Origin of the sequence: Priestia sp. YIM B13489 (assembly GCF_042787645.1) — a bacterium.
In the GTDB taxonomy this organism is placed as follows: Bacteria; Bacillota; Bacilli; order Bacillales; family Bacillaceae_H; genus Priestia; species Priestia megaterium.
On sequence record NZ_JBHZOQ010000036.1, the window covers coordinates 309,888 to 324,491 of the forward strand.

The 14,604-nt window shown below is 38.8% G+C and carries 19 protein-coding genes and 1 riboswitch; of the genes, 13 read left to right on the top strand and 6 right to left on the bottom strand.

Translation table 11 applies throughout. The annotated features are described in order from the left end of the window. Positions 1-16: 16 nt before the first annotated feature. On the bottom strand, positions 17-628 hold the full coding sequence (locus ACFX4W_RS03410) for a biotin transporter BioY (protein WP_028410248.1): 612 nt from the start codon (positions 626-628) through the stop codon (positions 17-19). Between the two features lie 210 nt (positions 629-838). Then, positions 839-1,090 carry a YhdB family protein gene (locus tag ACFX4W_RS03415; protein ID WP_013055267.1) on the bottom strand — a complete coding sequence of 84 codons (252 nt, stop codon included), beginning with the start codon at positions 1,088-1,090 and terminating at the stop codon, positions 839-841. A gap of 321 nt (positions 1,091-1,411) precedes the next feature. On the opposite strand from ACFX4W_RS03415, the gene ACFX4W_RS03420 reads away from it, so the two are divergent. The 3 genes from ACFX4W_RS03420 to ACFX4W_RS03430 all read left to right on the top strand — a co-directional run bounded on the left by ACFX4W_RS03420 (position 1,412) and on the right by ACFX4W_RS03430 (position 3,772). Further along, positions 1,412-2,821: a SpoVR family protein gene (locus ACFX4W_RS03420; protein WP_013055269.1), complete on the top strand. Its 1,410-nt coding sequence runs from the start codon at positions 1,412-1,414 to the stop codon at positions 2,819-2,821. 123 nt (positions 2,822-2,944) lie between these two features. Next, the gene (locus ACFX4W_RS03425) at positions 2,945-3,274 is read left to right on the top strand and encodes an antibiotic biosynthesis monooxygenase family protein (protein WP_043981692.1); all 330 of its coding nucleotides are present in this window, start codon (positions 2,945-2,947) and stop codon (positions 3,272-3,274) included. Between the two features lie 66 nt (positions 3,275-3,340). Next, positions 3,341-3,772 (top strand): Rrf2 family transcriptional regulator, encoded by a 432-nt coding sequence (locus ACFX4W_RS03430; protein ID WP_043981693.1) that lies wholly within the window; start codon positions 3,341-3,343, stop codon positions 3,770-3,772. 52 nt (positions 3,773-3,824) lie between these two features. Here ACFX4W_RS03430 and ACFX4W_RS03435 read toward each other — a convergent pair whose 3' ends face one another. Then, the gene (locus ACFX4W_RS03435) at positions 3,825-4,820 is read right to left on the bottom strand and encodes an NADPH:quinone oxidoreductase family protein (protein ID WP_043981694.1); all 996 of its coding nucleotides are present in this window, start codon (positions 4,818-4,820) and stop codon (positions 3,825-3,827) included. Between the two features lie 179 nt (positions 4,821-4,999). Here ACFX4W_RS03435 and ACFX4W_RS03440 point away from each other — a divergent pair, with 179 nt between their 5' ends. Beyond that, positions 5,000-5,944 (top strand): nucleoside hydrolase, encoded by a 945-nt coding sequence (locus tag ACFX4W_RS03440; RefSeq protein ID WP_043981695.1) that lies wholly within the window; start codon positions 5,000-5,002, stop codon positions 5,942-5,944. A gap of 34 nt (positions 5,945-5,978) precedes the next feature. Here the strand turns inward: ACFX4W_RS03440 and ACFX4W_RS03445 are convergent, their stop codons facing one another. The 3 genes from ACFX4W_RS03445 to ACFX4W_RS03455 are packed head-to-tail and all read right to left on the bottom strand — an operon-like array spanning position 5,979 to position 8,253. Next, positions 5,979-6,713, bottom strand: coding sequence for an amino acid ABC transporter ATP-binding protein (locus tag ACFX4W_RS03445; protein WP_043981696.1), 735 nt, complete (start codon positions 6,711-6,713; stop codon positions 5,979-5,981). Positions 6,714-6,743: 30 nt separating this feature from the next. Next, on the bottom strand, positions 6,744-7,448 hold the full coding sequence (locus ACFX4W_RS03450; RefSeq protein ID WP_043981697.1) for an amino acid ABC transporter permease: 705 nt from the start codon (positions 7,446-7,448) through the stop codon (positions 6,744-6,746). After that, positions 7,432-8,253, bottom strand: a complete 822-nt coding sequence (locus tag ACFX4W_RS03455) for an amino acid ABC transporter substrate-binding protein (RefSeq protein WP_013081647.1) — start codon at positions 8,251-8,253, stop codon at positions 7,432-7,434. The genes ACFX4W_RS03450 and ACFX4W_RS03455 overlap by 17 nt, the downstream gene beginning before the upstream one ends. Before the next feature lie 341 nt (positions 8,254-8,594). On the opposite strand from ACFX4W_RS03455, the gene ACFX4W_RS03460 reads away from it, so the two are divergent. The 9 genes from ACFX4W_RS03460 to thiD all read left to right on the top strand — a co-directional run bounded on the left by ACFX4W_RS03460 (position 8,595) and on the right by thiD (position 14,588). Beyond that, positions 8,595-8,993 carry a fluoride efflux transporter FluC gene (locus tag ACFX4W_RS03460; protein WP_043981698.1) on the top strand — a complete coding sequence of 133 codons (399 nt, stop codon included), beginning with the start codon at positions 8,595-8,597 and terminating at the stop codon, positions 8,991-8,993. Further along, complete coding sequence (gene crcB / locus ACFX4W_RS03465) at positions 8,994-9,383, top strand: fluoride efflux transporter CrcB (protein ID WP_043981699.1); 390 nt, start codon at positions 8,994-8,996, stop codon at positions 9,381-9,383. Between the two features lie 47 nt (positions 9,384-9,430). Beyond that, positions 9,431-9,646, top strand: a complete 216-nt coding sequence (locus ACFX4W_RS03470) for a hypothetical protein (protein ID WP_013055279.1) — start codon at positions 9,431-9,433, stop codon at positions 9,644-9,646. A gap of 162 nt (positions 9,647-9,808) precedes the next feature. After that, positions 9,809-9,910: riboswitch (TPP riboswitch) on the top strand. 122 nt (positions 9,911-10,032) lie between these two features. Beyond that, entirely contained in the window at positions 10,033-10,656 is a 624-nt protein-coding gene (locus ACFX4W_RS03475) for a thiamine phosphate synthase (protein ID WP_043981731.1), read from the top strand. Beyond that, positions 10,640-11,767 carry a glycine oxidase ThiO gene (thiO, locus tag ACFX4W_RS03480; protein WP_043981700.1) on the top strand — a complete coding sequence of 376 codons (1,128 nt, stop codon included), beginning with the start codon at positions 10,640-10,642 and terminating at the stop codon, positions 11,765-11,767. Before ACFX4W_RS03475 ends, thiO begins: the two co-directional genes overlap by 17 nt. After that, positions 11,764-11,967, top strand: coding sequence for a sulfur carrier protein ThiS (thiS, locus tag ACFX4W_RS03485; RefSeq protein WP_013055282.1), 204 nt, complete (start codon positions 11,764-11,766; stop codon positions 11,965-11,967). Before thiO ends, thiS begins: the two co-directional genes overlap by 4 nt. 5 nt (positions 11,968-11,972) lie before the next feature. Then, positions 11,973-12,740: a thiazole synthase gene (locus ACFX4W_RS03490; RefSeq protein ID WP_013055283.1), complete on the top strand. Its 768-nt coding sequence runs from the start codon at positions 11,973-11,975 to the stop codon at positions 12,738-12,740. Then, positions 12,737-13,756, top strand: a complete 1,020-nt coding sequence (locus ACFX4W_RS03495) for a thiazole biosynthesis adenylyltransferase ThiF (protein ID WP_043981701.1) — start codon at positions 12,737-12,739, stop codon at positions 13,754-13,756. The genes ACFX4W_RS03490 and ACFX4W_RS03495 overlap by 4 nt, the downstream gene beginning before the upstream one ends. A gap of 22 nt (positions 13,757-13,778) precedes the next feature. Further along, positions 13,779-14,588, top strand: a complete 810-nt coding sequence (gene thiD / locus ACFX4W_RS03500; RefSeq protein WP_043981702.1) for a bifunctional hydroxymethylpyrimidine kinase/phosphomethylpyrimidine kinase — start codon at positions 13,779-13,781, stop codon at positions 14,586-14,588. Positions 14,589-14,604 lie beyond the last annotated feature (16 nt).

Below are 14,604 nucleotides of genomic sequence, written 5' to 3' on the forward strand. Positions count from 1 at the left end.
CTTGAGCAGGCTTCTTTTATGATACTTTATTTGATTGCGTATTTGACAAATACGAAGAAGATCGTAGGGCTTTATAAATTTTCGGAGCAAGCATAGCCCCAAGAACAGTAAAAATAAGATCCTTTACCGCAAACCACGACATAATCTTCCAAGCGGCTGCATATGTCATTGCAGGAGCTTCAAGCCAGTAATTAACCGCTGCATACATATACGTCGTACCTATTAAATAAATAACGGCAATACCAACTAGTGATGAAATTAAAAAGATAGAAAAAGTTGGCTTGCCGCGCATCTCCATAATTTTTCCTGTGATAAATGCTGCTACGATATAAGAAAGCAAAAAGCCGCCAGTGCTTCCAAATAAAATACCAATTCCTGCTTTAAATTGAGCAAATACTGGGGCGCCGGCAATGCCAATTAATACGTATACAATCATTGAAATAGAACCCATTCTGCTCCCAAGTAAAAGTCCTGCTAATATAACAAAAAAAGGCTGAAGTGAAAGAGGCACGCCGCCTACTTGTAAAAAAGGTGCCCAAGAAGTAATGTTTGCACCAATAGCCATAAGAGCCGCAAACATACCAGCTAGCGTTAAATCTAATGTGCGAAACCTTTTATTAGTACTCATATATGTTCCTCCCAGTATGTACTGAAATATCTTAGCGTATGTACTGAAGATTGTACGTCGAATCCACTTTTATGTCAACGATAAAAATAAATGTGTTTACATATATTATTTGATGTTTTTTGAAATAAAGTATGCATATTTTTAGTGCAACATAAAAAAATAAAGAAGGGAATTCATCCCTTCTTTGTCCAAGTGTGTGTATCAAAAATACTAGTACAATGATTCTTCCAGAAGCTCCGGGTTGTGCTCCGAATATTCCGTTGCATGATCAATGTAGCGTAGTAAAGAATAAAGCTCTTCTTGAATGATGCGGTAGTTTCGTTCAAAATTGTAGGCGTGCAAAAAATGTTCAATCTTTTTTGAAAGAAAATCGTCGTCTGTTCGAACCATTAAAATTAATAAGTTATCCCATTGTGAACGGTGTGTGTAATATAAAGCTCGATCATAATCAATTACATCCATTAATAACGTTCCTCCTTTTGAGGAGTTGAAATTAGTGTATGATATTTGCGGGAATTCTTACGCTGTAAATGTTGGGCAAAAGACCAGTGCATAATTAAAAGAGGTTGTAGTCATTATGCAAGAAGAATAAACGTACAGGACCCTATAAATGATAAGAAAGGCAAAGAATGATGCAGCATAACAGTTATATTACATCCATTATTTAAGACAACTAAATAAAAATCCCCTTTTCTTGAAAAAATAAAGCTTCTTTTTGATGAAAACACATGAATTGGCATGTTTGTACATAGATTGAAGTAAGGAGTGAAAGGGGGAGCTGTCGTGAAAGAAGCAGATTATAAGCAATTATACCGTGCGATTGATGAAATTACGGAAATAGCTAGCGGTTTCGGCTTAGATTTTTATCCGATGCGCTATGAAATTTGCCCGGCAGATATTATTTATACGTTTGGTGCATATGGGATGCCAACTCGTTTTTCACATTGGAGCTTTGGAAAACAATTTTACAAAATGAAATTACACTACGATCTTGGATTGAGTAAAATTTATGAATTAGTTATCAATTCAGATCCTTGTTATGCATTTTTATTGGATTCCAATGCGCTTATTCAGAATAAATTAATTGTAGCTCACGTGTTAGCCCACTGTGACTTCTTTAAAAATAACAGCCGTTTTGCCAACACTAAACGGGATATGGTAGAAAGTATGGCAGCGACCGCTGATCGAATTAAAGAATACGAAGTAAAGCACGGTAAGCGTGAAGTAGAAAAGTTTTTGGATGCTGTCCTATCGATTCAGGAACATATTGATCCGTCTCTTATGCGTGCCAAGCTTTCTTGGAGCATAGATGATGTAGAATCATCGGAAGAAGAAATCATTTCTCCTTACGATGATTTATGGAATTTGGATTATAAAGAAAAGAAAAAACCAAAACCTCCAAAATCTTTTAAAAAATTTCCGCCTCAGCCTGAAAAAGACATCTTATTATTTATCGAAGAATACAGTCCTTATTTAGAGGACTGGCAGCGGGATATTTTAACGATGATGCGAGAAGAAATGCTTTATTTCTGGCCGCAGCTTGAAACAAAAATTATGAATGAAGGCTGGGCTTCTTTCTGGCATCAGCGCATTATTCGAGAAATGGACTTAACGAGTGATGAAGCGATAGAATTCGCCAAGCTAAATGCAGGAGTTGTGCAGCCCTCTAAGACGGGAATCAATCCATATTATTTAGGTTTAAAAATCTTTGAAGACATTGAAGAACGCTACAATAATCCAACAGAAGATATGATTCGCCGGGGCGTGGAGCCGGGATCAGGAAGAGAGAAGATGTTTGAGGTACGTGAGGTTGAATCAGATATTTCCTTTATTCGCAATTACTTAACAAAAGATTTAGTCATGCGAGAGGATATGTACTTATTCCAAAAACAAGGAAAAGACTATAAAATCGTTGACAAAGAGTGGACAGAAGTTAGAGATCAGCTTGTTAATATGCGCGTAAACGGCGGATTTCCTTATATCACAGTAACCAATGGAGACTATCTAAAAAATGGAGAGCTCTATTTAAAACATTGGTATGAAGGAATTGAATTAGATGTCAAATACTTAGAAAAAGTGGTACCGTACGTTCATCAGCTTTGGGGCCGCCCCGTTCATTTAGAAACGGTAATGGAAGGCAAGCCAATCGCCTTTACGTATGATGGAAAAACAGTGCATAGAAAACATTTGTAAAAAAGAAGACCGCTTAAACAGCGGTCTTTTTGGGCTTCTGTAACTTATCCATATAAATTGAAAAAATAAAATTACTATGCAATAATCGAATGAGAATTACTTTCATTTAGAAAGGAAGATAAGATGTTTGTTGTAAACGCAAGTTTTGAAACAGAAAAGAAATTTGAAGAACAGCTCACGCAAAAAGCTAAGAAAAACAAAACAGAAATTGAGGCAGCCAAAGGAAATTTATCGTTCGAATGCTGGAAAAAAGATTCTGCAGATAAAGTTGAATATGTCTTTGTATCGAAGTGGGAAGACAAGCAGTTCTTTCAAGCGTGGATCTCAAGAGAGGAACATGTGAACGAACATAAAGAAGCGAATAAAAAGAAAACGAAAGCATTTTCTGAAGCTATGGAAATCAAGAAAACGCTGCGTTTTTATGAGGCGGTAGAAGAGGACATTCTTTCCTAAAAAAGCATGCTTGACTTTCATAAATGTTGTAACTATAATGATTACAACAAAATAGGAGTGAGAGCAATGAAAATTAGCAGTCGATTCACCGTGGCCGTTCACATACTATCTTTAATTAAAGTAGATAGCAGTCATCCTAGTACTTCAGAGTGGATTGCTAGCAGTGTAAATACAAATCCTGTTGTTATAAGACGAGTAATTGGGATGTTAAAGAAAGCTGGACTCGTAGGTGTAAAAGCCGGAGCTGGCGGAGCTTATCTATTGAAAGATCTAGAAGAGATAACGTTGCTAGACGTTTATCGAGCGGTGGCGGCAGTGGAAGAAGGAGAATTGTTTCAAATGCATGAAAATCCGAATGTGGAGTGTCCTGTAGGAGCCAATATTCAAAGTGTTCTTGAATTGATTTTAAAACGTTCTCAAGATGCCATGGAACAAGTCTTAGCCAATGTGACCATGAAAGAATTAGTGACGGATTTAATAGCAAAAATAGATGCATAATAACATGCTTCTGTTCGTAAAAAAACGGAGAAACCTAGGTTTCTCCGTTTTTTTATAGCTTCACAATTGTTCGTCCTCGAGCTTGTCCTTTTAATAAAGTCGGAAGTACCTCAGGGAGCTGTTGTAGTGAAATTTCTTGCTGAATGAAAGGTTCGAAGCTTTCAGGCTTAAAGTCATTAGCAAGTCTATTCCAAATCTCTTTTCGAGTAGGCATTGGACAGTAAACAGAATCGATACCTAATAAATTAATCCCTCTTAAAATGAAGGGAAAGACTGTTGTTGGCACTTTGCCTCCAGCCGTTAGCCCGCTGACCGCTACAGAGCCTCCGTACTGAATTTGACTGAGAACAGAAGCTAGAGGCTCTCCGCCCACAGGATCCACCGCAGCGGCCCATTTTTCCTTGCCTAATGCTTTTAATTTGCCGTTATAAACATCTTCACGCGCTACAATAGAGGAAGCGCCAAGCTCTTTCAAATAAGCTGCTTCCGAGCTTTTTCCCGTACTTGCTTCCACTGTGTAGCCTAATTTTGAAAGAATGGCAACCGCAAAGCTTCCTACACCTCCCGTAGCGCCTGTTACAAGCACAGAGCCATTAGATGGACTAGTATGGTTTTCCTCTAAGCGATGCACAGATAAAGCAGCTGTAAAGCCAGCTGTTCCGATAATCATTGCTTCTTTTAACGTTAAATTTTCAGGGAGAGGGACAATCCATTCGCTGCGTATGCGCGCATACTCACTATAGCCTCCAAAGTGTGATACGCCAATGTCATAGCTTGTTGCAATGACATGATCACCTTCTTTAAAATCAGGGCTGTCAGAAGATAAAACAACTCCTGCTAGGTCGATTCCTGGAACAAATGGGTAGCTTGTCACAATATTTCCGTTTGCGATGCTGGCTAAGCTATCTTTATAATTCACCCCTGAATAATGAACGCGAATAAGTACATCGCCTTCTGGCAAATCGTTTAGCGTCAGTTCTTGGACGGACGCCTCCACTTGCTCTTCACTTTTTTTATCTACGATTAATGCTGAAAATGATTGCTCCATTTTATTTCTCCTTTCTATAATGAGATGTATATATCTATACATAGACTACCTTATTTCTATACCCATTATAGAAAATAGTAAAAGAAGTTCCTAATACTTTGATTACGAAAGAGATTATTTCATTATAAAATAGCGGTATAGCTATTAGTTAGCAATACATAGAAAAGAGGAGAAGAGAAATGAGCACAAACATATATTTTAACCATGATGCAGGCATTGATGATTTAGTATCGCTTTTTTTACTGCTGAAAATGGATGATGTAAAGGTAACAGGGGTATCTGTTATTCCCGCTGACGGATATCTAGAGCCAGGTATCAGCGCAAGCCAAAAGATTATTGATCGTTTTGGAAGTTATGATATTGAGGTCGCTAAATCTACTTCACGCGGTATGAATCCATTTCCAAAGGAGTGGCGCATGCATACGTTTTATGTAGATGCACTGCCGATTTTAAATGAAAAAGGGGAAGTACAAACAAAAATAAGTCAGCTCCCTGCTCATGATCATTTAATCGAGACATTGCAGCACACAGCCGGGAAAACAACTTTATTGTTTACAGGACCGTTAACAGATTTAGCAAGAGCATTGGAAAAAGCGCCGGAAATAGAAAAGAAAATTGACAAGTTAGTATGGATGGGCGGTACATTTCAAGAAGTAGGAAACGTGCAAGAGCCCGAACATGATGGAACGGCGGAGTGGAATGCTTTTTGGGATCCAGAAGCAGTAGCGAAAGTATGGAAAAGCAAAATTAAAATTGAGATGGTTGCTTTAGAAAGCACGAATCAAGTTCCCTTAACGCCCGCTATTCGTCAAATGTGGGCTTCACTTCGAAGATATGAAGGAGTAGACTTTGTAGGGCAGTGCTACGCGGCTTGCCCGCCGCTTGTACACGTTGAAACCAATTCAACATATTATTTGTGGGATGTACTCACAACAGCATTTACAGGGAATTCAACACTTGTGAAGGTAAAAACCGTTTCGAGTATTGTGCATACAGAAACACCGAGCCAAGGAAGAACAGAAATTTCCGAAGAGGGACGACCTGTAGATGTCGTATATGATGTCACAGCTGAAGCATTCTTTACGTACATTACAGATTTGATGAAAAAAGCAGTAGCTAAATAAAGAAAAAGGTTGCACATGAAAGTGTGCAACCTTTTTAATGAATCATATTCAAGAATTGACGTGTCCGCTCTTGTTGAGGATTTGAAAATATTTTATCTGGTGTCCCTCTTTCCATAATGACGCCTTGATCCATAAAAATAACTTCATCCGCTACTTCACGGGCAAAGCGCATTTCGTGAGTTACCACCACCATCGTCATTCCTTCTTTTGCCAAGTCTTTCATGGCTTGAAGAACGTCTCCTACAAGCTCAGGATCAAGAGCTGAAGTAGGCTCATCAAACAGCATAACTTTTGGGTCCATCGCCATTGCTCTGGCGATGCCAACGCGCTGTTGTTGTCCGCCAGACAGCTGGAAAGGATAAAAGTCGAGCTTGTCTCCTAAGCCAACTCGTGTTAATAATTCTTTCCCTCTTTTTTCTGCTTCTTGAGTGGAAACACCTTTTACAATTACAGGACCTTCCATAACATTTTCAAGTGCAGTTTTATGAGGAAATAAGTTATAGTTTTGAAAGACCATACCTGTTAGGCTTCGAAATGAAGTAATGTCTTTTTTACGAACAGGCTTGGTAAAATTCATGCTTTTTTTATCAAGTTCAATCGTACCGTCTGTTGGGATTTCTAACAGATTTAAGCAACGTAAAAAAGTTGTTTTACCGGATCCAGAAGGGCCAATTAATACAATTACCTTGCCCTGTTCAACTTCCAAATCAATCCCTTTTAATACTTGCAAATCACCGAATGATTTATGCAAATTTTTGATATTAATCATATAAAAAACTCCTTTAGCTACTTGAAACGGTTATTTAGATACGTAACGATCTAGTCTTATTTCAATGCGTCCTTGGATAATGGATAAGATTGTGCACATAATCCAGTACAAGAGCGCTGCTTCACTATAAAGAAGTAAAAACTCATAGTTAGTTGAAGCAATTTCTTGAGCTTGACGGAACATTTCAGAAACAAGAATAAGCGATGCAAGTGACGTGTCTTTAATAAGACTAATAAAAGAGTTAGATAATGGCGGAATCGATACACGTGCTGCTTGCGGTAAGATAATCCGTCTTAACGCTTGGGAATAGGTCATACCAAGTGAGTAGCCAGCTTCCCACTGTCCTTTAGGAATAGATTGAATTGCTGCTCGGATAATTTCAGATGCATAAGCACCTACACTTAATGAAAATCCAATAACAGCAGAGATAAATGGATCAATTGTTATATCTAAGTTAGGTAATCCGTAGAAAATGATAAATAATTGCACAAGCAAAGGCGTTCCACGAATAATTGAGACATATACACGTGCAATCATGTTTAATACCTTACTTGACGACAAGCGAGCAAGTGCTGTTAAAACAGCTAACACAATGCCTATGGCAAAGCTTATTAATGTTAGTGGAATAGAATATTGAATAGCTCCCTTTAGCATTGGTAAGAGAGATGATTGAGCGATTGAAATCAATTGATTCAATCGCTCTCCATCAGGAAAAATATTATTTAGGAGAAACATCTTCGCCAAACCATTTCTTAGAAATTTTTGCGTATGTTCCGTCTTTTTTCATATCTTTCAATGCTTTGTTTACTTCATCCACTAACTTACCGCTGTCTTTTCTAAACATAAAGCCGCTTGCAGCACCATCGGATTTTTCATCCGCGATTTTGATAGGTGCGTTAGGGTGTTTTTTCTTATAGTCAAGGAACGATAATTTATCGTTGATTGTAGCATCAACACGGTTTGCGCTCATTAGTTCTACTGCTTGAGCAAAACCTTCAGCACTCGTAATGTTTGCACCATAAGATTGAGCCATGTCTTTATAGTTACTTGTTAATGACTGCGCTGATTTTTTTCCTTTTAAATCTTTAAATGATTTGATATCTTTTTCGTCTTTACGAACAATTAATACAGCGCCTGACTGGATGTATGGATCAGAGAAATCGTATTTCTTTTGACGATCTTCACGAATACCCACTTCGTTAGCAATCATGTCAAAGCGTTTAGCATCTAATCCGGCAAACATGCCATCCCACTGTGTTTCTTTGAACTCAGCTTTTACGCCAAGACGTTTAGCTACTTCTTGAGCCAATTCTACATCAAACCCAGTTAGCTTTTGTTTGTCATCATGAAAAGTGAACGGAGGGTATGTACCTTCAGTTCCAATTGTTAATACGCCATCTTTTTTCACTTTATTATATAAATCCTCTTGTGAAGATTTATTGTCTCCATTGTTTGCTTCATTTTTTGAGCTAGAACCGCATGCGGCAAGCACAACTGTGAAAGCTAATAGTAGCGACAAAAGTGCAGCAAATTTCTTCATTTTCTAAACCCCCTAGTATTCTGATAGGAAATGATACTCTGTGATACTAAACAAGAACACAGCAAAAGTCAACAAAAAAAACTTATACGATTAATGTGACTTAAAATAAGGGAAATATACCTTCTATACACGGTTTGTCATAAGGATACAGAAAGGTTTTAAAATTTGGATTAAGTGGATTTTTAAGGGAGATTTGAGGAGTAAAAAGGAAGTTTCATGCGACGATTTTCTCTTTCATTTTTTCATGACTTTTGGTGCAATAAACATATAGTTAAATGTTAAGGTAGAAATAAATTCCTTATGGTACACTTAAAGAAGAATTTATGAAACGGAGCGATATGATGAAAGCCATAAACTTAATCTCAATTGCCTTTGGTGCTATCGCTGGTACATATGCACGTTATTTGCTGAATCTTTCCTTATTATATACGGGCTATCCAATAGGAACGGTAATTGAAAACCTATTAGGAAGCTTCATACTAGGCCTATTAACAGGATTTTTTGTGTGGAAAAAGCCAAAAGAATGGATAAAGCTTGGACTAGGAGTTGGCGTATGCGGCGGTTTTACAACGTATTCAACGTTTGCAGGAGACGTCATTTCTCTCACTCAGCACCATTTATTTTGGGGAGCCATTTATGTAATGGTCTCTTTAGTAGGTGGAATCCTTCTTGCTTTAGCAGGCTATCTATGCGGTGAAGCGGCAGGGAAAAATTTAGTGAAAGTACATGAGGTGAAGTAAATGAGCATAGTGAGCTTGGCACTTGGCGGGGCAGCTGGAGGAATATGCCGTTATCTTTTGGGTTTAAAAGTTACAAAAACAGTTTCAAACCCTCCTTTTCCAGTATCAATGCTGTTTGTAAACTTGCTTGGTGCGTTTGGGCTTGGTCTTTTTTACGGTAGTTATTATGGAAAGGTTCCGAGTCATGCTTATGATGATTCAATATTTTTAATGATTGGCATTGGTTTTTTTGGTGCCTTTACCACTTTTTCAACGTTCAGTGTGGAAACCGTACAGTTAATTCGAGAAAAATCTTATCGGAAAATGCTGGCGTACGTGGGGATTTCAGCATTGGGAACAGTTGGTTTATTTACAGTCGGTTTACTGGCAGGAACGTTTTTATTTAAGTAAAGAGAACGTTTCTAGTAGGGAAAAACAAAAAGACGGAGAAGTAGAGAATGGATAGAAAAGCAGAAGTTTGGAAATACATTTTGTTGATTGTAGCTGTTGCAGGTCAGATCATCGGTTTTTTATTTTTATTTATAAATGTTGTGGCGGCATTTATTTTTTACGGTTTTTATATTCTAACTTTTATTATGTTACTCCTGCTGTTTATATGGGATCGGAAAAAGGAAAAAGACAAGGAAGAATTTGACGACTATACCGATTACTAATCATATAAAAAGCAGAATGATGCGGTGCGCCGGACCTCTTACTTAGTAAAGAAGCTTAAAAGATACATCTATAAAAGGAAGAGAGCCGTAAGAGCATAAAGAGATATTGTATTTACATCTAGTTGTGTTATAATTTTAAGTGCGAAAACAAAATCAATAAATAGCAATCACTAGGGGAGCTTTTTGAAGCTGAGACGAATGTATTTCGGACCCTTTGAACCTGATCTGGTTTGTACCAGCGTAGGGAAGTGGCGATCATGTTTACATAACGATGCATGCTAACCACTCTACGTTGTAGAGTGGTTTTTTTGTATGTAATAAAGCCCTCTACACAAGATGAAGTGGTTGAAATTTCTTTTTATTCTGAACGGAAAGGTTTCGATCATATGGATATTCCTAAATTTCATGTCGTTACAACAGATAAGCAGCCAATTGAAGAGGTTCGGGACATTTTAACGGCTATTGAGCCTTTTGCGGGTGCCATTCATATTAGAGAAAAAAAGAAAACGGCAAAGCAGATTCAATGTTTGCTAGAAAGCCTGCCATTTTGTCTCTCTAAAATTATTGTAAATGACCGAGTTGATGTAGCGCATGCTTTAAAAGCAAAAGGCGTACAGCTTGCCTATCATAGTTTAGATGTTTCGTGTGTTAGAGACGTATTTCCTTCTCTTATTGTCGGAAAATCAGTTCACTCTGTGGAAGAGGCTTTAGAAGCTGAAAAAGATGGTGCTCACTACATTCTATACGGACATATTTATTCAACACATTCAAAAAAAGGATTAAAAAGTCGAGGGGTAGCAGCACTAAAAGAAGTAGTAGATGCTGTACAGATACCGGTTATTGCCATTGGAGGAATTACACCTGTAAATGCCAAAGAGGTGCTTCAAACAGGAGCACACGGTATAGCTGTGATGTCTGGTGTCATGCTTGCGCAAAATCCCCTTAAAGCGATTAAACAATATTCTCATATATGGACATCTGGAGGTGGAGAAAATGAAGCAGCATTATGATGTACTGTTAGTCGGAGGAGGCATAATCAGCTCTTCTATCGCTTATCATTTGTCAAAACAAGGAGCATCAGTGGCCATTCTTGAACGAAATCAAATTGGTTGTGAAGCTTCAAGTGCAGCAGCTGGTATTTTAGGTGCTCAAGCTGAAATTGATGAAGAAGGTCCTCTTTTAGACCTTGCTATTAAGAGCAGAAGCATGTTTCCTGAGCTGGTGAAGGAACTAAAAGAAAAAACGGCCATCGACGTAGAGCTCATTCAAAAAGGCTTATTAAAAGTCGCTGTAACAGAAGAAGATGCACACGTATTAAAGAAAAAAGCTGCTCAGCACCACCGATGGGATGAACATGTAAGATGGATCGATGTAAAAGAAGCGCGTTTGTTAGAACCCGGGCTCTCTCCAGACATATACGGAGCCATTACAATACCGGGGGACGGCCAGCTAGCTCCGGCTAAGTTAACGCAAGCTCTTGCTCATGGAGCCTTGTATCACGGAGCAGATATATTCGAATACTGTGATGTTCATTCTCTTATTATGGAAAATGAAACAGTAAAAGGTGTACAGACGTCCAAAGGCTCTTTTTACGGAGAAAAAGTAGTTATTGCAGCAGGCTCATGGGCTAAACGCTTTATTTCTTCTGAACATTTAGGTCGCGTGTTTCCCGTAAAAGGGGAGTGTATTGCTCTTCGAAGTCATAAGCCGCTGCTTTCTAAAACGATTTTTTTAGATGAGGGTTTTTACTTAGTGCCTAAGACTGGTGGAAGAATCGTAATCGGGGCAACTAAGCTACAGCATGACTTTACCAAGACGGTTTCTGCACAAGGTATTCAATTTTTGCTGAATAAAGCTTCGGCGCTTCTGCCAGCTATTAAAGAAGCCACATTTGAAAAAGCATGGGCTGGTCTTCGTCCACAAACAAATGATGGCTGGCCTTATTTAGGAGAGCATCCTGAAATAGCGAATCTACACATGGCGTTTGGCCACTACCGAAACGGTATTTTATTAAGTGCTGCAACTGGAAAAATTATGGCTGATGCTTTGTTAGGGAAAAAGCTGAATCATTCATTTTTTACATCATTTCAGCTAACAAGAGTAATGGAGGGAGTTCATTGAATCTAATCATTAATGGTAAGACCGTTACTTTTGGAGATGAAATTGAAACGGTCGAGCACTTGTTGCAGGCTCAGAACCTGCATGAACGAGTGGTAATTGTTGAGCTAAACAAGAACATTTTGCAAAAAGAAGAACATAGCGATGCATGCTTAAAAGATGGCGATATATTAGAAGTTGTTTCATTTGTCGGAGGAGGATGAAGAGTATGTTAAAAATTGGACAATATACATTTAATTCACGTTTATTATTAGGGACAGGGAAATTTCCGGACTTTACGACTCAGCGTCAAGCGGTAGAAGAGTCAGAAACAGAAATTTTAACATTTGCTGTGAGACGAATGGATATTTTTGATCAAAATCAGCCTAATTTATTAGAAGCGCTTGATGTGAAGCGTTTCACTCTTTTGCCTAACACTGCTGGAGCAAAAAATGCAGAAGAGGCCGTACGTATTGCTAAATTAGCAAAGGCTTCTGGACTTTGTGACATGGTGAAAGTAGAAGTAATTGGATGTGATAAAACGCTGCTTCCTGATCCAGTTGAAACATTAAAAGCCAGTGAAGAACTGTTAAAAGAGGGCTTTACCGTTTTACCTTACACATCAGATGATGTTTTACTTGCGCGTCGTTTAGAGGAGTTAGGCGTACATGCCATTATGCCAGGAGCTTCGCCTATCGGTTCAGGTCAAGGTATTATTAATCCGTTGAACATGCGTTTTATCATTGAACAATCAACTGTTCCAGTAATTGTAGATGCAGGTATTGGAACGGCTTCAGACGCAGCTCAAGCTATGGAGTTAGGAGCAGATGGTGTGTTATTAAATACAGCTGTTTCAGGAGCAAAAGATCCTGTGAAAATGGCTCGTGCTATGAAGTTAGCGATTGAAGCAGGACGAGCAGCATTTGAAGCAGGACGTATTGAAAAGAAACAATATGCAACGGCAAGCAGTCCAACAGAAGGGATGAGTATCGGTTGATTAATCGTTATTCCCGCCAAGAATTGTTTCAACCTATTGGAAAAGGCGGACAGCAGCAAATTCAAGAAAAGCATGTTCTGATTGTAGGAGCAGGTGCTCTTGGAACAGGGAACGCGGAGGCCCTTGCGCGAGCGGGGATAAAGAAAATAACGCTCATTGACCGGGACTATGTAGAATGGAGCAACCTTCAGCGGCAGCAATTGTATAGTGAAAAAGATGCTGATAAAAGAATTCCAAAAGCAATTGCCGCTAAAAAACGGCTTCACGATATTAATCACGATGTAAAAGTAGAAGCGCACGTAGCAGACGGTACCCCTCAAGTTTTAGAACAGCTTGTTGAGGGGGTAGATGTTATGATTGATGCAACCGATAATTTTGACACACGCCTTGTAATGAATGATTTATCACAAAAATATGATATTCCTTGGATTTACGGAGCATGTGTAGGAAGTTATGGAATTAGTTATACTATTATACCAAGTGAAACACCGTGTTTATCCTGTTTGCTTGAATCTGTACCGCTTGGAGGGTTAACATGTGATACAGTGGGGATTATTAGTCCTGCTGTTCAAATGGTAGTCGCTCATCAAGTAACAGAAGTGTTAAAAATATTAGTTGGAGACTGGAATGCGCTCAGGAGGGAACTTGTTTCGTTTGACGTATGGAAAAATGAGTATACGAGCATCAATGTGAACGTGTTTCGCAAATCTGCTTGCCGCTCATGCGGCAGTGAACAAACGTATCCCTTTTTACAATATGAAAATCAAACGAAAACAGCTGTGCTATGCGGAAGAAACACGGTACAAATCCGTCCGGGCAAATCAGCCAAGCAGCCGCTGCAGTCTTTAGGTGAACGATTAAAAGAAAAAGGATATAAAATTGAACAGAATCCGTATCTGCTTTCTTTTTATGTAGATGATTACCGTTTAGTTATGTTTCAAGATGGGCGCGTCTTTGTCCATGGAACAAACGATATAGTAGAAGCAAAGTCACTTTATCATCGGTATATTGGGTAAGAAAGAGATGGAGGTTTCAAGCATGACAGTACCAAAAGCATTAACCATTGCTGGATCAGACAGCGGTGGAGGAGCAGGCATTCAAGCAGATTTAAAAACATTTCAAGAGCGTGACGTTTTTGGCATGTCTGTTATTACAGCTGTGACCGCACAAAATACAGTTGGCGTTCAAGGAGTTTATCCTTTAGAAGTAGAAGCAGTTGAAACTCAGTTAGATTCAATTGCCACTGACTTATTTCCTAATGCAGTGAAGACAGGTATGTTGTTCAGTGCTGATATTATTTACGCAGTGGCTCGTAAAATCAAACAGTACGGACTGCAAAATGTTGTAGTTGATCCCGTTATGATTGCAAAAGGCGGTCAGTCTCTTCTTCAAAGTGAAGCCGTACAGGCTCTAAAAGAATTGTTGCCTCTTTGTGAAGTCATTACGCCGAACATACCGGAGGCGGAAGTCATCACGGGTAAAGAAATTCACACGATCGAAGACCGAAAAGAAGCGGCAAAACAGATTCATGAGCTAGGTGTAAAGCACGTGGTAATTAAAGGCGGACATGATCAATCTCATCAAGATATGATTGATATAGTGTATGATGGTCATAAGTACGTTGAAATCACGCATGAAAAGATGAATACAAAGCATACACATGGAACGGGATGCACGTTTGCTGCTTGCGTCACAGCTGAACTAGCGAAAGGCAAAAGCGTGGTTGAAGCAGTTCAAACTGCCTCGGATTTTGTTCACTATGCGATTAAGCACACGCTTGAAATTGGTTCCGGACACGGTCCTACTAATCACTGGGCGTATGGAAAATACTTTCGTTCAAACATATAAAAAAACGTGCCTACAA

What these genes read in the sequence shown, in the direction of transcription:
- ACFX4W_RS03410 (WP_028410248.1), bottom strand. Translation starts at nt 628, where the DNA reads ATGAGTACTAATAAAAGGTTTCGCACATTAGATTTAACGCTAGCTGGT.
- ACFX4W_RS03415 (WP_013055267.1), bottom strand. Translation starts at nt 1,090, where the DNA reads ATGGATGTAATTGATTATGATCGAGCTTTATATTACACACACCGTTCA.
- ACFX4W_RS03425 (WP_043981692.1), top strand. Translation starts at nt 2,945, where the DNA reads ATGTTTGTTGTAAACGCAAGTTTTGAAACAGAAAAGAAATTTGAAGAA.
- ACFX4W_RS03430 (WP_043981693.1), top strand. Translation starts at nt 3,341, where the DNA reads ATGAAAATTAGCAGTCGATTCACCGTGGCCGTTCACATACTATCTTTA.
- ACFX4W_RS03435 (WP_043981694.1), bottom strand. Translation starts at nt 4,820, where the DNA reads ATGGAGCAATCATTTTCAGCATTAATCGTAGATAAAAAAAGTGAAGAG.
- ACFX4W_RS03440 (WP_043981695.1), top strand. Translation starts at nt 5,000, where the DNA reads ATGAGCACAAACATATATTTTAACCATGATGCAGGCATTGATGATTTA.
- ACFX4W_RS03445 (WP_043981696.1), bottom strand. Translation starts at nt 6,713, where the DNA reads ATGATTAATATCAAAAATTTGCATAAATCATTCGGTGATTTGCAAGTA.
- ACFX4W_RS03450 (WP_043981697.1), bottom strand. Translation starts at nt 7,448, where the DNA reads ATGTTTCTCCTAAATAATATTTTTCCTGATGGAGAGCGATTGAATCAA.
- ACFX4W_RS03455 (WP_013081647.1), bottom strand. Translation starts at nt 8,253, where the DNA reads ATGAAGAAATTTGCTGCACTTTTGTCGCTACTATTAGCTTTCACAGTT.
- ACFX4W_RS03460 (WP_043981698.1), top strand. Translation starts at nt 8,595, where the DNA reads ATGAAAGCCATAAACTTAATCTCAATTGCCTTTGGTGCTATCGCTGGT.
- crcB (WP_043981699.1), top strand. Translation starts at nt 8,994, where the DNA reads ATGAGCATAGTGAGCTTGGCACTTGGCGGGGCAGCTGGAGGAATATGC.
- ACFX4W_RS03470 (WP_013055279.1), top strand. Translation starts at nt 9,431, where the DNA reads ATGGATAGAAAAGCAGAAGTTTGGAAATACATTTTGTTGATTGTAGCT.
- ACFX4W_RS03475 (WP_043981731.1), top strand. Translation starts at nt 10,033, where the DNA reads ATGGATATTCCTAAATTTCATGTCGTTACAACAGATAAGCAGCCAATT.
- thiO (WP_043981700.1), top strand. Translation starts at nt 10,640, where the DNA reads ATGAAGCAGCATTATGATGTACTGTTAGTCGGAGGAGGCATAATCAGC.
- ACFX4W_RS03490 (WP_013055283.1), top strand. Translation starts at nt 11,973, where the DNA reads ATGTTAAAAATTGGACAATATACATTTAATTCACGTTTATTATTAGGG.
- thiD (WP_043981702.1), top strand. Translation starts at nt 13,779, where the DNA reads ATGACAGTACCAAAAGCATTAACCATTGCTGGATCAGACAGCGGTGGA.